Here is a 19370-nt window from a genome sequence, read left to right as displayed (position 1 = left end):
TCTTTTGTACGCTAAATTGAAGTGTTGGATGAAATTTTGTTAAATAGAGAAGGTTAAATTGGTTTTTACCAAGCAGAGATAGCGGTTAGCGCTATTCGTTTTTAGTTATGGGTTCGATGACTAAAATACCTTTAGCCAACTCACAGTCCGGAATCAAATTACGGTTCATTTCGATAAATTCCAGTTCCCTGACCGCATTTGATACGTCGTGCGGTTTGGTATAATCAACCCGTTCATCAAGGCTTTCTTTCAATTCTTGAATATAAAGGTCCATCATCTCTGTGCACTCATCCGCTTTGGTAGACAAGCTCCACAGGCAACATACGATAATTGAAAAGGATACAAACTTCACAAATGTCTACTTCAGCTGTTGATCTACATAAAAGTATATCCCGCTTATATGACAATCAGAAGACTTTTTTTATACTTTCGTCTAATGTTCGCTGCATTGTTCAGGTCGACATCAGTTGAATTATACTCAACCCTTTGATCCCCAAAATCATTATTTCATGAGCCATATTAATTCACTGACGTCAGGTTTAAGAGAACGGGTGCATTTATTGCTTAAATCGTACCGAGTAGAGCAAGGTAAGTAATTTCTGTGAATTTTAGATACGACATCAACGGTCTTCGTGCCATCGCTGTCATTGCGGTGGTCATCTTTCATTTCGCCCCGTCCCTGTTACCCGGTGGATTCGCTGGCGTCGATGTTTTCTTTGTTATCTCAGGCTTTTTAATGACCAGTATCATTTTTCGCGGGGTGGAAAAAGATACATTCAGTCTGACCAAATTCTACATTGCCAGAGCCAACAGAATCATCCCGGCGTTAGCGTTGCTTTGTGCAGTGGTGATGATCTTCGGTTGGTTTTATTTGTTGCCAACTGCCTACACTGCGTTAGGAAAACATGCAGCAGGTAGCGTAACTTTCATTTCAAATTTCATGTACTGGCTGGAGTCAGGGTATTTTGACAGCTCATCCCACTCCAAGTGGCTGCTGCATACCTGGTCACTGGCTGTAGAATGGCAGTTTTATATATTTTACCCGCTGATTTTGCTGGCCCTCAAGCCCTTTTTATCGCTTGACCACTTAAAGCGTGTGGTCGTTTTTCTTACCCTCACATTTTTTATCTTTGGTGTTTACTCATCATTTAAATGGCCTAACGCATCTTATTTTTTGATCTCGGCGCGTGCGTGGGAACTTACCATTGGCGGCGTTATTGCGTTATATGGCAGACCGCTTACTGACGTTTCTGCTCGTTGGGTTAATCTGGCAGGACTCGCGCTGATTGCTTACGCCTATGCCATTGTAGACAACAAGATGGCCTGGCCAGGGTATGCTGCGCTGCTTCCCGTGGTAGGCACCTTGCTGGTCATTGTGGCTAACGTTCAAACCAATTTTGTTACCAACAATGTCGTCTTTCAGGCGCTTGGCAGGTGGTCGTATTCGATTTACTTGTGGCATTGGCCTATTGCCGTACTGGGTTATCAATACGAAATTGCGTATTGGTGGACAATCGGTATTCCGCTATCAGTGCTGTTGGGGTGGCTCAGTTACCGCTATGTAGAGCAGTTCGAATGGCGAGCGATTAAGGAGTTCAAACAGTTCTGGAAAGCGAAACCCCTGTGGATTGCAGCCTCACTCAGCGCGGTAGGTGTGTGGGTTTTAATGCAAAACGGCGTAATGCAGCGTTTCGATGCCGCGACTGTGGAGACTATAAAAACGGCGCAGCACAGTCCATACCGCGACCAGTGTCATCTCCATGAATACAAGCCACCCGCTAACTCCGCCTGTGATTTTGTTGATAAAAATGCCAGGTGGGCGGTGTTAGGAGACAGTCACTCCGTAGAGTTATCCTATGCACTGGCCAGACGCCTAAAAGCGCAGAAAGAGGGCTTACGTCAATACAGTTTTTCAGGTTGTCCTCCCTCGCTATTGCAGGAAGTAGGAATGAGTAAGTGTACGCGCTGGTATCAGGAAGCCTTTGCCGATATTCAGGCAGATGCCAACATAGAACACGTGGTGATGTCCCATCGCTTCTCATGGACGCTGTTTGGCGAGCATAGTGAGGTTTACCCTGATGTACCGGCGCAGGAAAATATGGAAAGAGTCAATCGCATTTTAAACTCACTCGATGCTGCCATTGTGCAACTGGCAGAAAATAAGCGCACAGTTTATGTAATGTTACCGGTGCCTGAAATTCGCAGAGAATTGCGTACGCTGCTAACCCAGGCCCATGCGGATAGCGCCGACATGAGTCAGGTTAAAGGTACGGACACTGATTATTATGAACGCCGCAATCAGGTTATTCTGCAGCATTTTGAGCAAGCAGACTATCCTGATAATGTTTTCTTTATTAATTCACGGGATGCCTTTTGTGGACGCGAAGAATGTTATGCCGTCGACGCCGGCAAATCATTATATTTGGACGACAATCATCCATCCGTTCACGGCGCATCCATTTTGGCAGACATGGTGATTCAGAAGCATAAGGCATTGGTGATGGAAAAGCATTAAGTTGTACATCTGAGAAAGCTTATTAATGTAACTTTTTCTACGGAATGTAGAAGCTACTCAATTCATGCACTCATCTGCGACTTAAGTCTAATTGCAATTTTATTATAACCTTCAAAATCAGCGGGATAGCATCTATTGAAAGTGGTGCTTTTTTTGCTCATCAATACTGAATTTATAATGTCGTGCGCAGCGGAGTGACTTAATGAAAACCGACTTTACCATCAGTGTCGTGGTGATAGTTAAAACCAGAACACAACAACTCGTCAGACTCATCAAGCAGTTTGAGGAAAGTTCACGTCGCCCAGATGAAATTGTAGTGGTTTGGATGAACCCCCCTTCAGAATTCTCGTTGCTTAAAAGCCCACATTTCCCAATTCAACACAAATTTGAATCCAGCGGTGGGCTGGAAATTGCTCGCGCCAGAAACAAGGGCCTTGCTGCCGCTACCAGTACACACTGCCTGTATCTTAATGTAGAAAGTGTCATCTCGCCTTTACTGCTCGAACAATTTGCCAAGGCCTGGACCGAACGTTATGTGTTAACCACTCGGGTGTTTTGCGTAGACAAAGGACTACTTGATCTTCCTTTTGCTGAAATCGAGGCGAACTACCATCGTGTTGGCTGCATCGGCGAACGTAAAGCATTCAGCGTGAATAATAACCCTTCAATGTTCTTCATTGCCAAATGTGATGTGGAAGAAATCGGTGGGTTTGATGAAAACTACAGCGGTTTTGGCATAAATGACGAAGATTTTTTCCAAACCTGTCTTAAAGCCGGTCTGACAACTGAAAATGTGGACACCATCACGTTTATTCCCAACCGCGAACACTATCAATGCCCCATTAATCACTTGGTGGACTTTGTTCGTAATGCGGAAACATTTCATCAAAAGTGGGGGCACTACCCTTGTCAGGATGTGTTATTCCGCTTCGCCGAATCAGGCTTGATAAATGATGATTTTCAGTCGACCAACATCCATGTGTTGCGCTTGCCCACCGAAGATGAACGTAAAGCCTATGAGTTCAGTACCCTGTTATCGGTGACGCCCACGATGCAACATGAATTCGGCAACTCTATCGATGCAACTCACAAAACAGCTTAACCGCGATAAGATTGTACATGGGCTAATTTCTTCGGCAGGATCATCCGTGTCGTATTATAGCCCACATTAAATAGCTGTTCTTTGGCATGATGGTTGGCCTTAAAGTCGATAGCGGAAATATCGCCAGTATTGATAACAACCGTATGCTGCCAATATTCAGCATGTACGTACTCTCTGCTTAGCGCATTCATGAATGCACGGATTAGCATCAGTAAATACACTGGTAAAGGGAAGCGATTACGTTTTTTTCGTGGCTGCTTACTGGCTGTGCTCTTTAGTCTAAAACAAACGGAAGGCGTGCCATCATGAAGCCAGTCCTTGAATAACTCGTCTTCAGACAAAATCGCCCCATCCACCAGCACCTGATCATCGAATTCCTTAAACGAAAAAACTAAAGGGATCGACATTGAGTAACGCACCGCGGTGGCAACTTTAAGTTCAGGTGTAAGTTTTTGATTGAACAATACCGGCCCCCCGCCATTAATATCGGTCGCCAGGATGTGGAGAGGAGTGGGCAAGCAGTTAAAGGTTACTCCATGTAACTTTTCGTCAAGCCAGTTTTCAAATTTATTGCCATTGGACAACCCTCCCTCACGGATGAGTCGGATTATCGAAAAGTCAGCAAATTGTTTAAAGTCCGTTTCTTCTGCCAGTGCTTTCATCTCTGCAACGCTATAGCCACACGCATAGAGTGCAGCGATAATCGAGCCGCCTGAAACTCCTACGAGGGCAGGAAAATTCAGTTGCATTTCCTCTAACGCTTTTAAACAACCGATATGAGCAGGAAACCGCGTTCCTCCACCAGAAAAAATAGGCACGATGACGTTGGTGTGCGTGGCTACATGCATAAATAACTTCCCTCCTGATTAGAGCGTAGTTCACTCGCGCCAGAAGAGAAATTGCATTTTGCAACTGATTTACGGCGCCGATAGCGGATACAGCAAAGCCAAAACCAGTAAGGTAGCCGTCCCGACTAAAATATTCATGGGAACGCCAATTTTCAGAAAATCACTGAAGCGATAGTTTCCTGGACCATAGACCATGAGGTTAGTCTGATACCCTATGGGCGTGGCGAAACTGGCAGACGCCGCCATCATTATTGCAAAAACGAAAGGCACCGGATTAAGCGATGCGCTGTTGGTTATTTCGATGACGATGGGCATCATTAATAGTGCCGCCGCGTTATTGGTGATAATTTCTGTCAGCAACGAAACGGTGACATACGTCAATATCAATAAAAGTAACGCTTCTCCCATACTCAGGGCGACTATCTGGTTAGCTAAAAACAAGGCGACACCGGTTTTCTGTAAGGCCATGCCCAGTGCAAATGACGCTGCAATGGTAACGATAACTGGTATATCCAGACTTCTTTCTGCCTGGCCAGGCGTCAGGCAGCGCGTGATGATCATGGTTGCAGCTGCCAACAGGGCAGCATTCAGCATGGAGATGAGATCAAATCCGACCGCCGTTACCGCGGTGATCAGGATACCCCACCCTAGCACGGCTTTTTCATGACGGGTTTTCTCGAACGGGATCTCATGGATTAACAAAAAGTCTTTACTGTATTGCTGACGTGCCATAAACGATGGCCTTGCGTCCAAAAGCAAAGTGTCACCCGCTTCCAACACTGTTTCACCCAGATTGCCTGAAACCCGTTCTGCATTGCGCGCCACTGCCACCACTGCAGCACCGTAGCGCTTACGAAAGTTCACGTCGCGTAACGCGCTCCCCACCGCGGCACAATGTGGAGACACGACTACCTCGACCAAACGTTGCAAATTAACGCTGTCTTCGCTGGCATCACTGATTGGCGTAGTTTTTAGACCTGCAATATTCAACACATCAGCGATTGCATCTGTGGCACCGGCAAACACCAGAATATCGTTCGCCTGCAATATCTCATCGGAGGCGACTGCGTTTAATATTCGATGTTGACGATTTATTTCAACTAGAAATAAGCGCTTTAATTCCCGTAACCCGGCCTGCTTGATTGATTTACCCACCAATGGTCCATTGGCTTCCACGGCCAGGGTGAAGGTAAATTCGCGAATATTATCAAACGGTGATTCTCGCTTACTGTCAGGTAATAATTTAGGTCCCAGCAAAAACATGAATAAAGACCCTAAAATCGCAACAGGCAAACCCACGGCAGTGATTGCAAATAATGAAAAGCCGGGATTTCCGGTCAGTTCCTGATATTGCCCGTTAACCACAAGGTTGGTGCTGGTACCTATCAGGGTGAGCGTTCCCCCCAAAATTGAGGCATAACTTAGTGGTATCATTAACTTGGACGGGCTGATATTAATTCTTTTACACCACGTATTAACCGCCGGGATCATGGTGGCGACAACCGGTGTATTGTTTAAGAATCCACTGAGTGTGGTTACCGGCATGAACAGTCGCAACATGGCTCCGCGCACGCTTTGCGGCTTGCCCATCACACGATTAACCAGCCAATCAACGCCGCCTGACGCCTGAATACCGGCGGCCACGACAAACATTGCCGCCACTGTGATCAGCCCGGCGTTACTGAAGCCAATTAAGGTCTCTTCGGCGGTTAGAATGCCACTGACACTTAAGATAACCAACGCCCCCATTAAGATTAAATGTGGCGCAATTTTGGTGGTGATCAGTAGAATCAACACACTTAGTGTAATAATGGATGCAGCCCAGCCTTCCCAGCTCAACATAGGTGTTCTTCGTACTTAATACTTGGTGGTTAACCGTTGATAATGACATTCGCACAGCATAGACAGTGCCAACTTGTTGGTCTTCCTTATTGTTTAAACAACATTTAGTGCCTCATGGCGATCACTGTTGTTGCATGATTATCCCTTCAACAAGGTGGAAAATGGCAGTGTTATCAATAAACTGCCCACTGGCTCCGGTGTGGTTATAATTTTCCGGAAAATTAAAATCAGTACCGGTAAGGTACTGCTCAAATTTACTGCTGGCTTTGCCTTTCGCATAAACCCTGACTAATTCATTGGTATGGTTATTACTGAAGAATTTCACCGAGGGCATATTCTGTGCACCTGGGTTAGTCACTTGCGCAAATGGAATTTGCGCTGAATCTTCACCAAGCACAAATGCATTACCGTGATCACTGGTGACGATAAGCACCGTTTCCTGCCAGTTACTATTTCGCTCTACCCACTCAACGACGGTAGCAACGGTTTGGTTAAAGTCGACTTGCTCCTCAATAAGAGCAGACAAATTGTTATCATGGGCGGCCCAGTCGACAGCGCCGCCTTCAATCATAACAAACATGCCGTTCTCATTGCGGCTTAGCGCATTTAGCGCTCCCTTTGCCAGGGTAGAGAGTGTGGGAACATTGCTATTGAACGGGCAGGTAAACGCCACCGTGCTGCTTTTACTACACGCCCGCCTTGCTTGCAACGTTGACCCTACCTGTACCAGCCCCATAATCGGTTGCTCGTTTGCTATGTCGGACGCAATGTCAGCTGCCAGCATCTCAAAATCATTTTTATCTTCGATTAGAAGCCAGGGCTTCTGGTTATTTTGGGCAACAAAATTGCCACTGCGCAAACGCTCAAAATCTGCCTGGCTGATGTAGGTGTACGCGGCCGCATTACGCACCTGATTGTCATTGGTATAGTGTGGGTGACCTGCTCCCATTACCACATCCAGCTTACCACTGGTAAGCATCTCATGTGCGATTTGCTGATAGTTTGAGCGCAAGGTATTGTGAGCAGCAAATCCGGCCGGAGTAGCATGATTAAACGGCACCGAAGTAACCACACCGGTTGCCCACTCTTTCTGCTTAGCGATAGACACAAGATTGGTGAGCGGCTGACCACAATAGTCGACGCCAATCGCCCCCAGATAAGTTTTTTCACCCGTTGCCATCGCGGTCGCAGCGGCGGCTGAATCGGTATAGTTGCGGTTTAAATAATTATAACCTTCAAAAGGCCGGAAATACGCCGACGAGCCCGCACTACCATCACCCGGTGGAGCCTGATTAGCAGGGTGCGTGTCCCACGCTAACTCAGCCACATAGCCATCCTCTTGAACCTTCTTTTTGTCACAGCTTACAGGAGAGTGGCGCTGCCAAAGCGCGAACGTGGACATGGCTAATCGCGTTGGCAGCTTATTATAGGGAGCCGTTTTATTGAGTGGTTCGCCCTGCGTCCAATAACTGGCAATGTCCCAGGTACCGTCACTGGCACCATCGGTGATCATAAGTATTATATTTTTAGTTACAACAGGATCCTGTTTGTCGTCCGCAGCGGGGCTTCCTGTGCTACCGTCACCGTTGCAGGCATTTAAACCTGCTAACAGGAAAATGACCGTGAAGAAACCTCGTAACTTGTTTGTTTTCATACTCACAGGAAAGTCATTAGCTCAATTTTCCTAAAGGTCTGCTTTCAATGCGCTGAATCAGCATCATAAAAGCAAGTATGGCTCGGTTTGAACTCACTCTGACTGCCTTACGCAATAACTTGTGAAAATGAAGTATTCTCATCCTGCGAATAGCGGTCAAGTTCAATATAAAAGGTTGTTCCAGTTTCTTTATCGCTTTCGACCCACGCTTTACCTTTGTGCGCTTTGGCCACCATTTTCACCAAAAATAAACCCAAACCCCAGCCCACTTTTTGATTGTTTGTCTTGTTATCATCCCGAGACAGGTAGTTGAAGATAGACTCTTGCTTTCCTTTTTCTATAAATGAACCTTCGTTATGCACGCTTAATAACACTTTGTTTTTGTCACCTTGCATGGCAACCGTGATCGGCGCTTTTACTTTGCCATACTTAATTGCATTGGAAATAAGATTTTCCACCGCTCGCTGAATGGCGGTATGATCAAAAATACCGGAGGCATTGTCTATCGTTGCATCAAATGCTATTGGGTTATCATATATGTCATCAGCATCTCGGGCTGCGGCACACACCTGTTTCATAATATCGGTACGCTCGAAACGAAAAGTCATTCCGCTTCCCGCTTTTACCTGTGCCGTATCAAGTAAGTCCTGAATCAGAATGAGCGTGCGATTCAGGCTTCTTTTAAGCGCTGCAAAAACACCTTCCGGAGGTAAAAGCCCCAACTCGCCAACCTCCAGATAGGACAAAGAAACAGAAATCGGATTGCGTAAATCGTGGGCAATGATACCGGTGAGTTTGTCCTGCACTTCCTGAATAGAGTCAACAAAATACTGCCCCGCCTCCATACTGCTGTTCTCAACAAAACGGTCTATGATCTCTAAAGAAGTGAAGCAAAGAATATTGTTTTTTAACAAACGATTCCGCAACACCTGGCGCAGGAGCGAATATTCGTGAATGACCTGACGCAGGTCATAGTGACTGATTGTCGCTCTGGCGCGTCCATGCTCATGACTGTATTTGGCGTCAAAGTTAATTCCAGCAAATTCCTGTTCGTCCTGCGCACCTTGGTATTCTTGCAGTGTATGGATGAGATTATCCATAAAAAAAGGTAAATAGTTGCGAACTACCAGATCGGGTGTTTTTGAAGCTGCAGCGACTTCCTGATTTGCTATTTTTTCCCACTCAGAAAAAATAGCTTCTTTATTTGCCTTGATATAGGCTGAACATTCTTTGGTCTTCATTACCTGTGCCCCCGTGACACATTGCGGCAGAAAGTCATCTGCAAATCAATTTCATTTGCGACTTTATAGCCGCTTCGAACTTCTAATGCGCAGTGATCGATACTGATACATACCCCCGATTATTATGGTAAAAACCCCATGCATCATTAGCAAAGCAGTACAGATATCCAGAGTTTTTCACCTTGATTTTCGCGTGCTCACCAATGATATACATATCTAATGGCTGATGTGTACCGTCTCGTTTAGGGTTTCCCTGAAACGATACCGCGCCCATCAGCGAAAACCATTCTGCGGTTTCCACCCGTTTTGAGCCCCAAAAATCAGCCATTTCTTTTTTACTTAAAAACTTCCAGCCCTGTTCAACATACCCCATCAAGTTTCCAGCCAGGTGCGCTATCTCGCCAATCTGAAAATTGCCATCATCAGCGCCTTTTGGACCCGTACTGACATTACCGTCATTCCACTCGCCGGTGGCCTTAAAGGTATATTCTTTGCCTTTTTGCAAATAGATACCGGTCCAGTACCAATGGTGCCTGGCATATATATCAACCTCAACTTTTCCGCCGTTAAATGTACGTGTGGGGAAATAACGCCCCTGATTAATTGGCGGCAAGTCGCGCCGCTGTTGCACTGACGAGTGGACCGGGCTGGTATTGTCATCCAGATCGGGAATAGCGCGCGGTGCAGTTTGTAATACTTTCATTACGCCCGTGTAGGAATCGTGAAGTCGATCCTGAGCGTCTGGTTTTAATTGCGTCACCATTTTTTCGTGAAATCGAATTCCCTCCGGAACTTGAGTTGCTTCGTCAATCATCCATTTTAACGCGCAATCTGACAATCCGGTTTCCTTGTAGCCGCCCCCCACATCTGAATGTACGCCTGGAAACCAGATTTGTTTCATATCCACGCCTGAAGGAGGACGTTGCCACAGGGTTGGCGAAAAACTTCCCCGTTTTTCATCCATCGCCACGCCGTGTCTGGCATAACTTACATAAGACCCTAACCGGGTATCATGAAATTGATATTGTGCAGGATTATCAAACAAGTCCAGAATCACTTTATCGTCTGGGATCCCCAGCGCGCCAACCGTATCCCAGACTCCTATAAAGTAAACTGCTGCAGAATCCTGATGAAAAGTGATATCCACAAGATCCTGCCCTTCACGATAACCTTCTTTATAAATTCTTTTCACCAATTGTTGACGACTGCTGTTGCTATGTTTAGCGAAGTCCACCAGCCCTAATTTCCCTATCATGCCAGCCAGACTTCGTGCGGTAAACGCGCCGCGACTAAACCCAAATAAAAAAATTCTGTCACCCGCCTGATACTTGTCGGCCAGCCATTGATAGGTGTCACAGATATCCTCACTTAAACCTAACCCAATTAACCCTCCTACTACGCGATCGATTGCACCACCGGTCCCCACACCAGATTGATAACGACTCAACTGTACAGGCTGCACACTGGACAGATCGACGGCTTCAAACAATTTTCGCACGTTAGTAGGCGCAGGTACGCCATCATCAGAGTTAGCGGGATCGTTCCAGGTACCATCGCAACAGACCACGAGATTTCGCATAATTATGTCCTTATAAGAGAGAGCAATTAAGCTGTGATGCCTGTACAAATATCGCTCACCCGTTGCGCGTTCGCAACTTTTTTGGGGGTTAATTTAATCCCTGTTACCATAGCAATATCACCCAGTGCAGCTTTGTATTTAGATGAGTTTTCCTGTTCCTGCAAATTCAGCCCAAACTGAATTAGAAATTAAAAAAAGCCGATTTATTTCCCACGTCGGCTTTGCGGCATCACGCGGCGAAGCAATGACGCTGCTTGCGCAGGCTAAACAGGCGTACCCTGATGCGCGCCATCACGGTTGGGCATACGTTATTGGCGATCCCGCCACGCCTGAAGCTGCTGCCATGTCTGATGATGGCGAGCCCAGTGGAACCGCGGGTAAGCCAATACTGAATGTGTTGCAGCATAAGCAGGTGGGCAACATCATGCTAATTGTGGTGCGGTATTTTGGCGGAATTAAATTGGGTGCCGGAGGGCTGGTGCGTGCTTACTCAGCAGCAGCGCAGGCTGCCATGAATGAAGTTGAAATTAAACGCGAGGTACCGATCAGTTGCGTTAGCGTGGTCACGGAATTTGCCCATGAACAGTACATCCGACATTGGTTGGAACAGCATGACGGTATGGTCGACAAGGTCGATTATTCCAGCAGGGTTACCATGACCATTACGCTTCCTGTATCTGTTCAAAAAGCCTTTTTCGCCGCACTGGGGCCAATAGGAACCGTGATCAGTCAAACCAAAGCAGGTCGAACTTCGTAACAGAAGTCTGACCAGTAAATCTAGGACAGTTATTGTTATGCGTATCCGTGGCTCTCTCAGCCTCATTTTCTGTTTTATGCTCGTGGCTGCGGGCTGCGAAAAACAAACACAACAACCCGAATTAATCAGGACCGTGGTGACAGCCCCCGTTAAGAGCTTTGATGGAACCTTTCAGCATGTGTTGTCCGGTGTTACCCAGCCTGCTGAAACCAGCCAGTTAAGTTTTGAAATTCCCGGCGTGGTCGACAGTGTTAAAGTTAATCTGGGCGATACCTTTGAAAAAGGCGATATACTGGCAACCATTCAACCGAAAGTGTTTCAACTTGCGGTTAAACAGCGTAAAGGTCAGCTTTCTGAAGTTCAGGCCCGCCTGAGCGAAGCGCAGACAGATTTAAAACGCAAAACACAGTTACAATCTTCAGGCTCAGTTTCAGAAGCCACTCTGGACGTGGCGAAAACGCAGGTTAATTCATTAAAGGATCAGGTAGAGATTGCCAAAGCGCAATTGGAGCTGGCAGAGGAAGATTTGGCCGACACCCAGTTGGCTGCCCCCTACCCGGGAAAAATAGCCGAGCGTCTAATCGAACCTTCTCAGCGCGTGACACCATCTCAACCTATTTTCATCATTCAGGGTACCGCAGGCATCGAAGTGTCCGTACTGGTGCCAGAAAATCTGGTTAACCGATTAAGTACCGGCGATGAGACCAATGTAAAAGTGTTTGCCGTGAGTGAGGAAACCATCCCGGGTGTTATTTTCGAGATCGGCAGTCAGGCGCAAAGTGCGAACGCCTTCCCCGTTACCGTCAGACTTAATGGCCAGCTTGATTCATTACAGCCAGGCATGAGTGCCGAAGTCACCTTTAGTTATGGTGAACAAAATCCCCCGGATAATAGCTTTATTATCCCGTTAACTGCGTTGGGTGCCGGTGATAGCGACACTCACTTTGTATGGACAATTGAGCAAACTGATGACCAGCAAACCGTAAGCAAACGGACTGTGAAACTAGTTGAGTTAAATACCCATACCGCGCTAGTGCAAGGAGACTTGCGAGCCGGATTAGAAGTGGTCAGGGCAGGAGTTGATTTCTTAAAGCAAGGCCAGCGGGTGAACGTCGACTCTGGTAAGCCCAGGTTATTTAACGAATAAGGGGCTAAGCAATGAAGTCCATGTCTGAGCTAAGCCTGGTGCACAACCGCCTCATGTTGGCGATAGTGGTTGCCATGATGTTGTTTGGCCTGTTTAGTTATTTCAACCTGCCTGCACAGGAAGACCCCAGCGTAACTGTTCGGGAGGCCGTCGTCACTACCCAATACCCTGGGTTACCTGCGGATAAAGTAGAATTACTGATCACCAAAACACTTGAAGAGGCCGCACGAAAGTTGCCCGAAGTGAAAGAGATTCGTTCGGTTTCGATGACCGGCCAGTCAATTCTGCACGTGCAGATTCAGGATCGTTATTTTGAACTGGAACAGATCTGGGATGATTTGCGGGACGAACTGGAACAGGTTAGAAACCAACTTCCCGAGGGCACCTCAACCCCGCTGGTAAATGATAATTTCGGTGATGTTGCGGTATTGACGGTAGCGCTGGTTGCTGACAAAAGTTATCCACTGGGCGAACGCTTTGATATCGCTCAACACATTCGTGATTCGATGTTTAAAGTTGAGGGTGTAAAGCGTATTGATTTATTGGGCGTCATTCCCGAGCAAATCACCATCGAGTTCAATAATGGAAAGCTGGCACAGATGGGGCTTTCTCCCGCACAACTGGTTGATAACCTGCAACAGCAGAATATTATTCAACCCGGCGGTACCGTTGACGCCAACGGCACTAACTTTACCATTCAGCCTTCAGGTTATTTTGAATCCGTTGAAGCGGTAGAAGAGGCATTGGTCGCGCTGCCAGGGCAACAAGAAACTGTGCCACTTAAAGATATTGCCGACGTCAGTCGCAATCTGGTTGACCCACCCAGCCAAACGGCGTTTTACAAAGGCGAGCGTGCGATAATTTTTGCCATCGCCAAAAATGACAATACTGATGTGCTTGAGTTTACCCCCGCCATGGAACAACTCATGACGGAATTGAATGACACCCTGCCAGCCGGTATCGCGCTTGAAACTATTACCCGTCAGGCTGATGTGGTGGAATTGGCCGTCAATGGAGTGAGCATCAACGTACTGGAAACATTGGCGATAGTGTGTACTGTGGTAGTCCTGTTTTTAGGCGTGCGCGCTGGGTTAATTGTGGGGGCAATTGTGCCTGGCGTGATCTTGCTCACAATTGCAGTGATGGCACTGACTGGAATGACACTGGAAAGGATGTCGCTGGCTACATTAATCATTTCACTGGGTATTCTGGTGGATAACGGTATTGTGGTTGTGGAAGACTTTAAGCGCCGGCTTGAGCTTGGTGAAACCCGCGAGCAGGCTCTGCATGATTGCAGTCGTGAACTTGCCTTTCCGCTACTCACCTCTTCACTGACCACCATCTTAGTGTTCCTGCCATTAATGCTGGCAGAAAGCCCGTCAGGAGAGTACACCCGTTCTGTTTCATTGATCATCCTGATTTCGTTAATCATCTCCTGGATACTGTCACAAACAATCACGCCCTTTCTCTGTTACCACTTCATTCCCGATACAGTTAAACAAGAGGAACAAACCCAGCGCTTTAACCTGAGCCGTTTGTTCAATCGCCTAAATCCGTCCTATGAGTCGCTTTTACGTAAAGTGCTGCACGTACGGGGCTTGTTTATGTTGGGCATGTTAGGCCTCTTTGTTATAGGCGTGTTCGCCATGACCCAGGTGCCCACCAAATTTTTCCCCGATTCTGATCGCTCGCAAATTCTGATTTATCTGGACATGCCCGCCGGTAGTTCAATTAAAGACACCGAAGCCGCCATGCAGAAAATTTTCCAACGTCTTGACGATAAACAACAGTTTCCTCACGTGAAAAAACACGTGGGCTATGGCGGTTTTGGTGGGCCCAGATTTGTGCTCTCGCTCACCCCTGTTGATCCCGAACCCTCCAAGGGTTTCATTATGGTTGATGTGGGCGAACGTGAATACACGAATCCCACTATTGATAGCTTACGCAGCATGTTTGCAGCAGAGTTTCCTGGGGTGTTTGCGCGGGTTTCCAAAATGTTTCTGGGCCCTTCCGATTCCAGTAAAATCGATATTCAGGTAAAGGGGCCCGATAAAGATTTACTGTTTGCCACCGCACAAAAAATTGAGCAGTTATTGGCCAGCCAGCCCGGCGCTTACGACATCAAAAACGATTGGGAAAATCGTGTCACCCAGATTAAATTAAATATCAATCAACAAAAAGCCCGACGTGCTGGTGTCAGTAGCAGCGATATCGCGCAAACCCTGAATACCTATTTTTCTGGTCGTATCATCACGCAATATCTGGAGGGGGACGATATCTTGCCGATTGTTGTGCAGGCAGCTGACGATGAACGCTACAATCTGGCGCGAATTAAAAGTGTTAATATCTACTCGCAATCGCGCAATGTGAGCGTGCCCTTAACCCAGGTCGCGGATATTAAATTCGAAACCGGTTTCGCCCGGATTGCCCGCGAGAACTTGTTTCGCACCATTACCGTCGAAGGCAAGAGTAAAGTGCATAATGCGGAGGAACTGAAACCGCTGTTATCTGATCAGATCAATCAGCTACGCGCCAGCTTACCTTATGGCTACGAAATTGAATATGATGGCGTCATTGAAGAATCTAAGAACTCACAGGAGTCACTCAACAAGTATTTGCCGCTTTGTTTGGGGTTGATAGTTCTGCTACTCATCGCACAGTTCCGTTCCTATCGGAAAACCTTAATTATTGTCCTCACCATCCCCCTGATTGTGATTGGGGCAGCGTTAGGTTTATTGGTAATGCGCGCTGATTTAGGCTTTATGGTAATTCTGGGCTTATATGCCCTGGCAGGTATTATCGTCAACAACGGTATCGTGTTAATAGAACGCATTGATACTGAACGAAGTGAATTCTGCTTAGAAAAAAACCACGACATAGGCGAATCGGAAGCTATCGTATCGGCCAGTGTCAGGCGGCTGCGGCCAATTCTAATGTCCGCATTTACCACCATCTTGGGGTTAGTCCCCCTCATGCTTAGCGGCGATGTGCTTTTTTACGGTATGGCTGCGGCGATCGCGTTTGGACTGGCGATTGGTACACTGTTAACCTTAGGAGTGGTGCCGGTGATGTATTCCTTACTCTTTAAACTCACTCCAAAAGATGACGGCAGGTGCCGCTATTCTGACTGAAGACACGCCGTGTTAGTGCAATAAATCCCCAAACACATAAACTCAGGGCGACCTCTGACTTCGCGATACGGCCTCATGTCAGCTCGAAAAATGTTAGTGTTTATCAACAGTTAAGATTTGCGTTTTAACTATAAAAGGCGGATAGTTCTTTTTTCGCTCGACTTAATTACACTGAAAATTTCGAAACCGGGAAAGCTTAGTGTATGATGCGCGCCGTTTCGATGGATTGACCGTAATAAAATCGGTTCAGATAGGGTTAGCGTTAACCGGGGCGGTTCGCAAATTCATTTCCCTGTCAGAAAAATATTAACTAACAAAGTGAATGACATTATGCCTGGAAATTCATTTTTAGGGGTATTTGCAAAGTCTCCCCTTAAGCCACTCGAAGACCACATCAACGTGGTACATGATTGCAGCCAGCAATTACTGCCGTTTTTTGAAGCCGTATTCAAACAAGACTGGCAAGAAGCGGAAAGATTACAAAAGTCTATTTCTCAATTAGAAAAAAAGGCCGACGTAATAAAGCGTGAACTGCGTATCAGTTTACCTAGTGGCATTTTTATGCCAATTCAGCGTCAGGACTTACTTGATTTGCTGACACAGCAAGACAAAATTGCTAACAAAGCGAAAGACATTTCCGGTCGCGTGCTCGGCCGTGAGCTCCCCATTCCGTCGCAGCTGCAAGAAGATTTTATGGCCTATCTGGTGCGCTGCCTAGACGCCACCGAACAAGCCAGAAAAGTTATCAATGAACTTGATGACTTGTTAGAAACCGGGTTTAAGGGCCGTGAGGTACGTCTGGTAGAAAACATGATTGAACACCTGGACCGCATCGAAGATGAAACCGATGGTATGCAGGTGGCAATTCGCCGTAAGCTGCGTGCGATTGAATCCGAACTCAATCCGGTAGATGTGGTTTTCTTATACAGCATAATTGAATGGGTTGGCGGCCTGGCCGATACATCAGAGCGCGTGGGTTCGCGTTTAGAACTAATGTTAGCGAATTAAAGAGTAATACCTGATGGATATTATAACTAGTTACGGCACGATACTAATACTAATAGCTGCCGGAGTAGGCTTCCTAATGGCCTGGGGCATTGGCGCGAATGACGTGGCCAATGCAATGGGAACCTCTGTGGGTTCTAAAGCACTTACCATTAAACAAGCAATCTTAATCGCCATGGTGTTTGAATTCGCCGGCGCTTATCTGGCTGGGGGTGAAGTTACCTCGACCATTCGTAAAGGAATTATTGATTCCGGATATTTTGTTGACACGCCTGAACTGCTTGTGTTCGGTATGATCTCAGCTCTTTTGGCTGCGGGTATCTGGCTCGCATTTGCCTCTTACCTGGGCTGGCCAGTATCAACCACCCACTCCATCGTGGGCGCGATAGTTGGCTTTGCTGCGGTAGGTATCAGTATGGATGCGGTATCCTGGGGTAAAGTTGGCGGTATCGTTGGCAGCTGGATTATTACGCCGGCCATATCCGGTTTTATTGCCTATTTAATCTTTCAAAGTGCCCAAAAGCTCATTTTCGATACTGACAGACCATTTGAAAATGCCAAACGTTACGTGCCTTTTTACATGGCCCTGGCCGGTTTTGTTATGGCACTGGTCACCATTAAGAAAGGGTTAAAGCATGTAGGTCTGGATTTACCTGCGGATCAGGGCTACATGATAGCCATCGCCATTGCTATTTTAATTGGTGTGGTGGGTTATTTCGCCATCAGACGGATCAGGTTCGAAGTGACTGCTGACAAAGGCACTCAATTTGCTAACGTCGAAAAGGTTTTCGCAGTATTAATGGTCGTGACCGCCTGTTGTATGGCCTTTGCTCACGGCTCAAATGATGTTGCTAACGCCATTGGTCCACTGGCCGCGGTGGTCAGTATCGTATCAAGTGGTGGTGAGATTGCCGCTAAGGCGTCACTGGTGTGGTGGATCCTGCCATTAGGTGGCCTGGGCATTGTTGCCGGTTTGGCACTGTTTGGTCATCGGGTAATCCGCACTATCGGTAAAGGCATTACCCATTTAACCCCGAGTCGCGGTTTTGCGGCGGAACTGGCTGCGGCCTGTACGGTGGTGATTGCATCGGGAACCGGTCTACCTATTTCTACCACGCAAACATTAGTTGGTGCGGTACTAGGTGTGGGCATGGCGCGCGGTATCGCTGCATTGAACCTGGGAGTGGTTCGCAATATCGTGGTGTCGTGGGTGATTACCCTGCCCGCGGGTGCTGGCCTTTCGATTATTTTCTTCTATTGCATCAAAGCGACATTCGGCGCTTAACACTGCACTATTTGTTCAGGCTGTATCATTTCTCAGCCTGAACTTCTCTTCTTCATAATCTGTACTACACTACACTGTCACATTTGTCATAAAAGTGTCACATTTGGCATCTATACTCCGCGCATCACTTAAAGATACCGCAAACAATTTGTGAGGACGTTATGAAAAAATTGATTACCACCGTTGCAATGGTTGCAGCAACTTCAGCAATCAGTATGCAAGCTCAGGCACAAAGTCGTGATTACATCAACATCGTAGGGTCGTCCACCGTTTACCCTTTTTCGACCGTAGTGGCAGAGCGTTTCGGTAAATCTACTCAGTTTAAAACACCCAAAGTTGAGTCGACGGGTTCAGGTGGCGGTATCAAGCTTTTCTGTCAGGGTGTAGGTGTGCAATTCCCTGATATCACCAACGCATCGCGAGCGATAAAGTCAAGCGAAGTTGAGATGTGTAAAGAGAACGGTGTTAAGGGCATTGTCGAGGTGTTAATTGGATTTGACGGCATTGTCATTGGTAACTCTGCTGATGCTAAGCAACTTGATTTAAGCCGTAAAGATTTGTTTCTGGCATTGGCAAAGCAAGTACCGGATCCCAAAGGTGGTGAAACACTGGTAGCTAACCCTTATAAAATGTGGAGCGACGTTAACCCAGCGCTACCTAAAACCAAGATTGAAGTATTAGGCCCGCCTCCAACGTCTGGAACCCGTGATGCATTTGTTGAGCTGGTCATGGAAGAAGGTTGTAAAGAAATTGATTGGATCGCTCACATCGAAGAGCAATCAAAGGCGGAAAGCGATGCGGCCAAATCAAAGCAACTAAAAAACAAATTTAAAGGCATTTGCCACACGGTTCGGGAAGATGGTGCCTTTGTAGAAGCGGGTGAAAATGACAACCTGATCGTGCAGAAATTGAACGCCAACCCAAATGCACTGGGCATCTTCGGTTTCAGTTTCCTGGATCAGAATATTGACCAGATTCAGGGCTCTGCGATTGACGGTCAGGATCCAACCTTCGAATCGATTGCCGATGGTGCTTACCCGGTATCCCGTCCTTTGTATTTCTACGTGAAAAAAGCCCACGTGGACATGATCCCGGGTATTCGCGAGTATCTGGCTGAATTCACCAGCAAAAAAGCTGCGGGCGAAGAAGGCTATTTAACTGAAAAAGGTATGATTCCGTTAAATTCTGATAGACTTGATGATGTCAGACAGAAAGTTGAGTCATTGACGACCCTTTAGGTCTGTCTTACACGACCTGTACTTAG

At 46.8% G+C, this 19370-nt stretch carries 14 protein-coding genes; 8 read left to right on the top strand and 6 right to left on the bottom strand.

From position 1 onward, the window contains the following. Positions 1 to 91: 91 nt before the first annotated feature. Positions 92 to 352 carry a hypothetical protein gene (locus tag HCJ96_RS11020; protein ID WP_169211100.1) on the bottom strand — a complete coding sequence of 87 codons (261 nt, stop codon included), beginning with the start codon at positions 350 to 352 and terminating at the stop codon, positions 92 to 94. Positions 353 to 601: 249 nt separating this feature from the next. Between HCJ96_RS11020 and HCJ96_RS16545 the strand changes: the two genes are divergently transcribed. Both HCJ96_RS16545 and HCJ96_RS11010 read left to right on the top strand, forming a co-directional pair. Continuing rightward, complete coding sequence (locus HCJ96_RS16545) at positions 602 to 2515, top strand: SGNH hydrolase domain-containing protein (protein ID WP_169211099.1); 1914 nt, start codon at positions 602 to 604, stop codon at positions 2513 to 2515. 202 nt (positions 2516 to 2717) lie between these two features. Then, positions 2718 to 3617: a glycosyltransferase family 2 protein gene (locus HCJ96_RS11010; protein WP_169211098.1), complete on the top strand. Its 900-nt coding sequence runs from the start codon at positions 2718 to 2720 to the stop codon at positions 3615 to 3617. Here HCJ96_RS11010 and HCJ96_RS11005 read toward each other — a convergent pair. The 5 genes from HCJ96_RS11005 to HCJ96_RS10985 form a co-directional block, all read right to left on the bottom strand. After that, positions 3614 to 4465 carry a patatin-like phospholipase family protein gene (locus HCJ96_RS11005; RefSeq protein ID WP_169211097.1) on the bottom strand — a complete coding sequence of 284 codons (852 nt, stop codon included), beginning with the start codon at positions 4463 to 4465 and terminating at the stop codon, positions 3614 to 3616. The two genes, HCJ96_RS11010 and HCJ96_RS11005, sit on opposite strands and share 4 nt — an antisense overlap. A gap of 69 nt (positions 4466 to 4534) precedes the next feature. Next, positions 4535 to 6307 (bottom strand): SLC13 family permease, encoded by a 1773-nt coding sequence (locus HCJ96_RS11000; protein WP_246261301.1) that lies wholly within the window; start codon positions 6305 to 6307, stop codon positions 4535 to 4537. A gap of 121 nt (positions 6308 to 6428) precedes the next feature. Beyond that, a complete protein-coding gene (locus HCJ96_RS10995; protein WP_246261336.1) occupies positions 6429 to 7961 on the bottom strand; it encodes an alkaline phosphatase in 1533 nt (510 codons plus the stop codon). A 107-nt stretch (positions 7962 to 8068) separates the two neighbouring features. Next, positions 8069 to 9202: a sensor histidine kinase gene (locus HCJ96_RS10990; RefSeq protein ID WP_169211095.1), complete on the bottom strand. Its 1134-nt coding sequence runs from the start codon at positions 9200 to 9202 to the stop codon at positions 8069 to 8071. Positions 9203 to 9284: 82 nt separating this feature from the next. Continuing rightward, positions 9285 to 10781: a DUF2235 domain-containing protein gene (locus tag HCJ96_RS10985; protein WP_169211094.1), complete on the bottom strand. Its 1497-nt coding sequence runs from the start codon at positions 10779 to 10781 to the stop codon at positions 9285 to 9287. Positions 10782 to 10923: 142 nt separating this feature from the next. On the opposite strand from HCJ96_RS10985, the gene HCJ96_RS10980 reads away from it, so the two are divergent. From HCJ96_RS10980 to HCJ96_RS10955, 6 genes are all read left to right on the top strand, one after another. Beyond that, a complete protein-coding gene (locus HCJ96_RS10980) occupies positions 10924 to 11538 on the top strand; it encodes a YigZ family protein (protein ID WP_169211093.1) in 615 nt (204 codons plus the stop codon). Between the two features lie 37 nt (positions 11539 to 11575). Continuing rightward, positions 11576 to 12685, top strand: a complete 1110-nt coding sequence (locus HCJ96_RS10975; RefSeq protein WP_169211092.1) for an efflux RND transporter periplasmic adaptor subunit — start codon at positions 11576 to 11578, stop codon at positions 12683 to 12685. Positions 12686 to 12696: 11 nt separating this feature from the next. After that, complete coding sequence (locus tag HCJ96_RS10970) at positions 12697 to 15816, top strand: efflux RND transporter permease subunit (RefSeq protein ID WP_169211091.1); 3120 nt, start codon at positions 12697 to 12699, stop codon at positions 15814 to 15816. Between the two features lie 330 nt (positions 15817 to 16146). Continuing rightward, the gene (locus tag HCJ96_RS10965; protein ID WP_169211090.1) at positions 16147 to 16824 is read left to right on the top strand and encodes a TIGR00153 family protein; all 678 of its coding nucleotides are present in this window, start codon (positions 16147 to 16149) and stop codon (positions 16822 to 16824) included. 13 nt (positions 16825 to 16837) lie between these two features. Continuing rightward, positions 16838 to 18106 (top strand): inorganic phosphate transporter, encoded by a 1269-nt coding sequence (locus HCJ96_RS10960; RefSeq protein WP_169211089.1) that lies wholly within the window; start codon positions 16838 to 16840, stop codon positions 18104 to 18106. A gap of 161 nt (positions 18107 to 18267) precedes the next feature. Then, the gene (locus tag HCJ96_RS10955; protein WP_169211088.1) at positions 18268 to 19344 is read left to right on the top strand and encodes a PstS family phosphate ABC transporter substrate-binding protein; all 1077 of its coding nucleotides are present in this window, start codon (positions 18268 to 18270) and stop codon (positions 19342 to 19344) included. Positions 19345 to 19370: the final 26 nt, after the last annotated feature.

The sequence above is a fragment of the Alteromonas ponticola genome (assembly GCF_012911815.1).
Taxonomy (GTDB): domain Bacteria; phylum Pseudomonadota; class Gammaproteobacteria; order Enterobacterales; family Alteromonadaceae; genus Alteromonas; species Alteromonas ponticola.
This window is presented reverse-complemented; position numbering and strand designations above follow the sequence as displayed.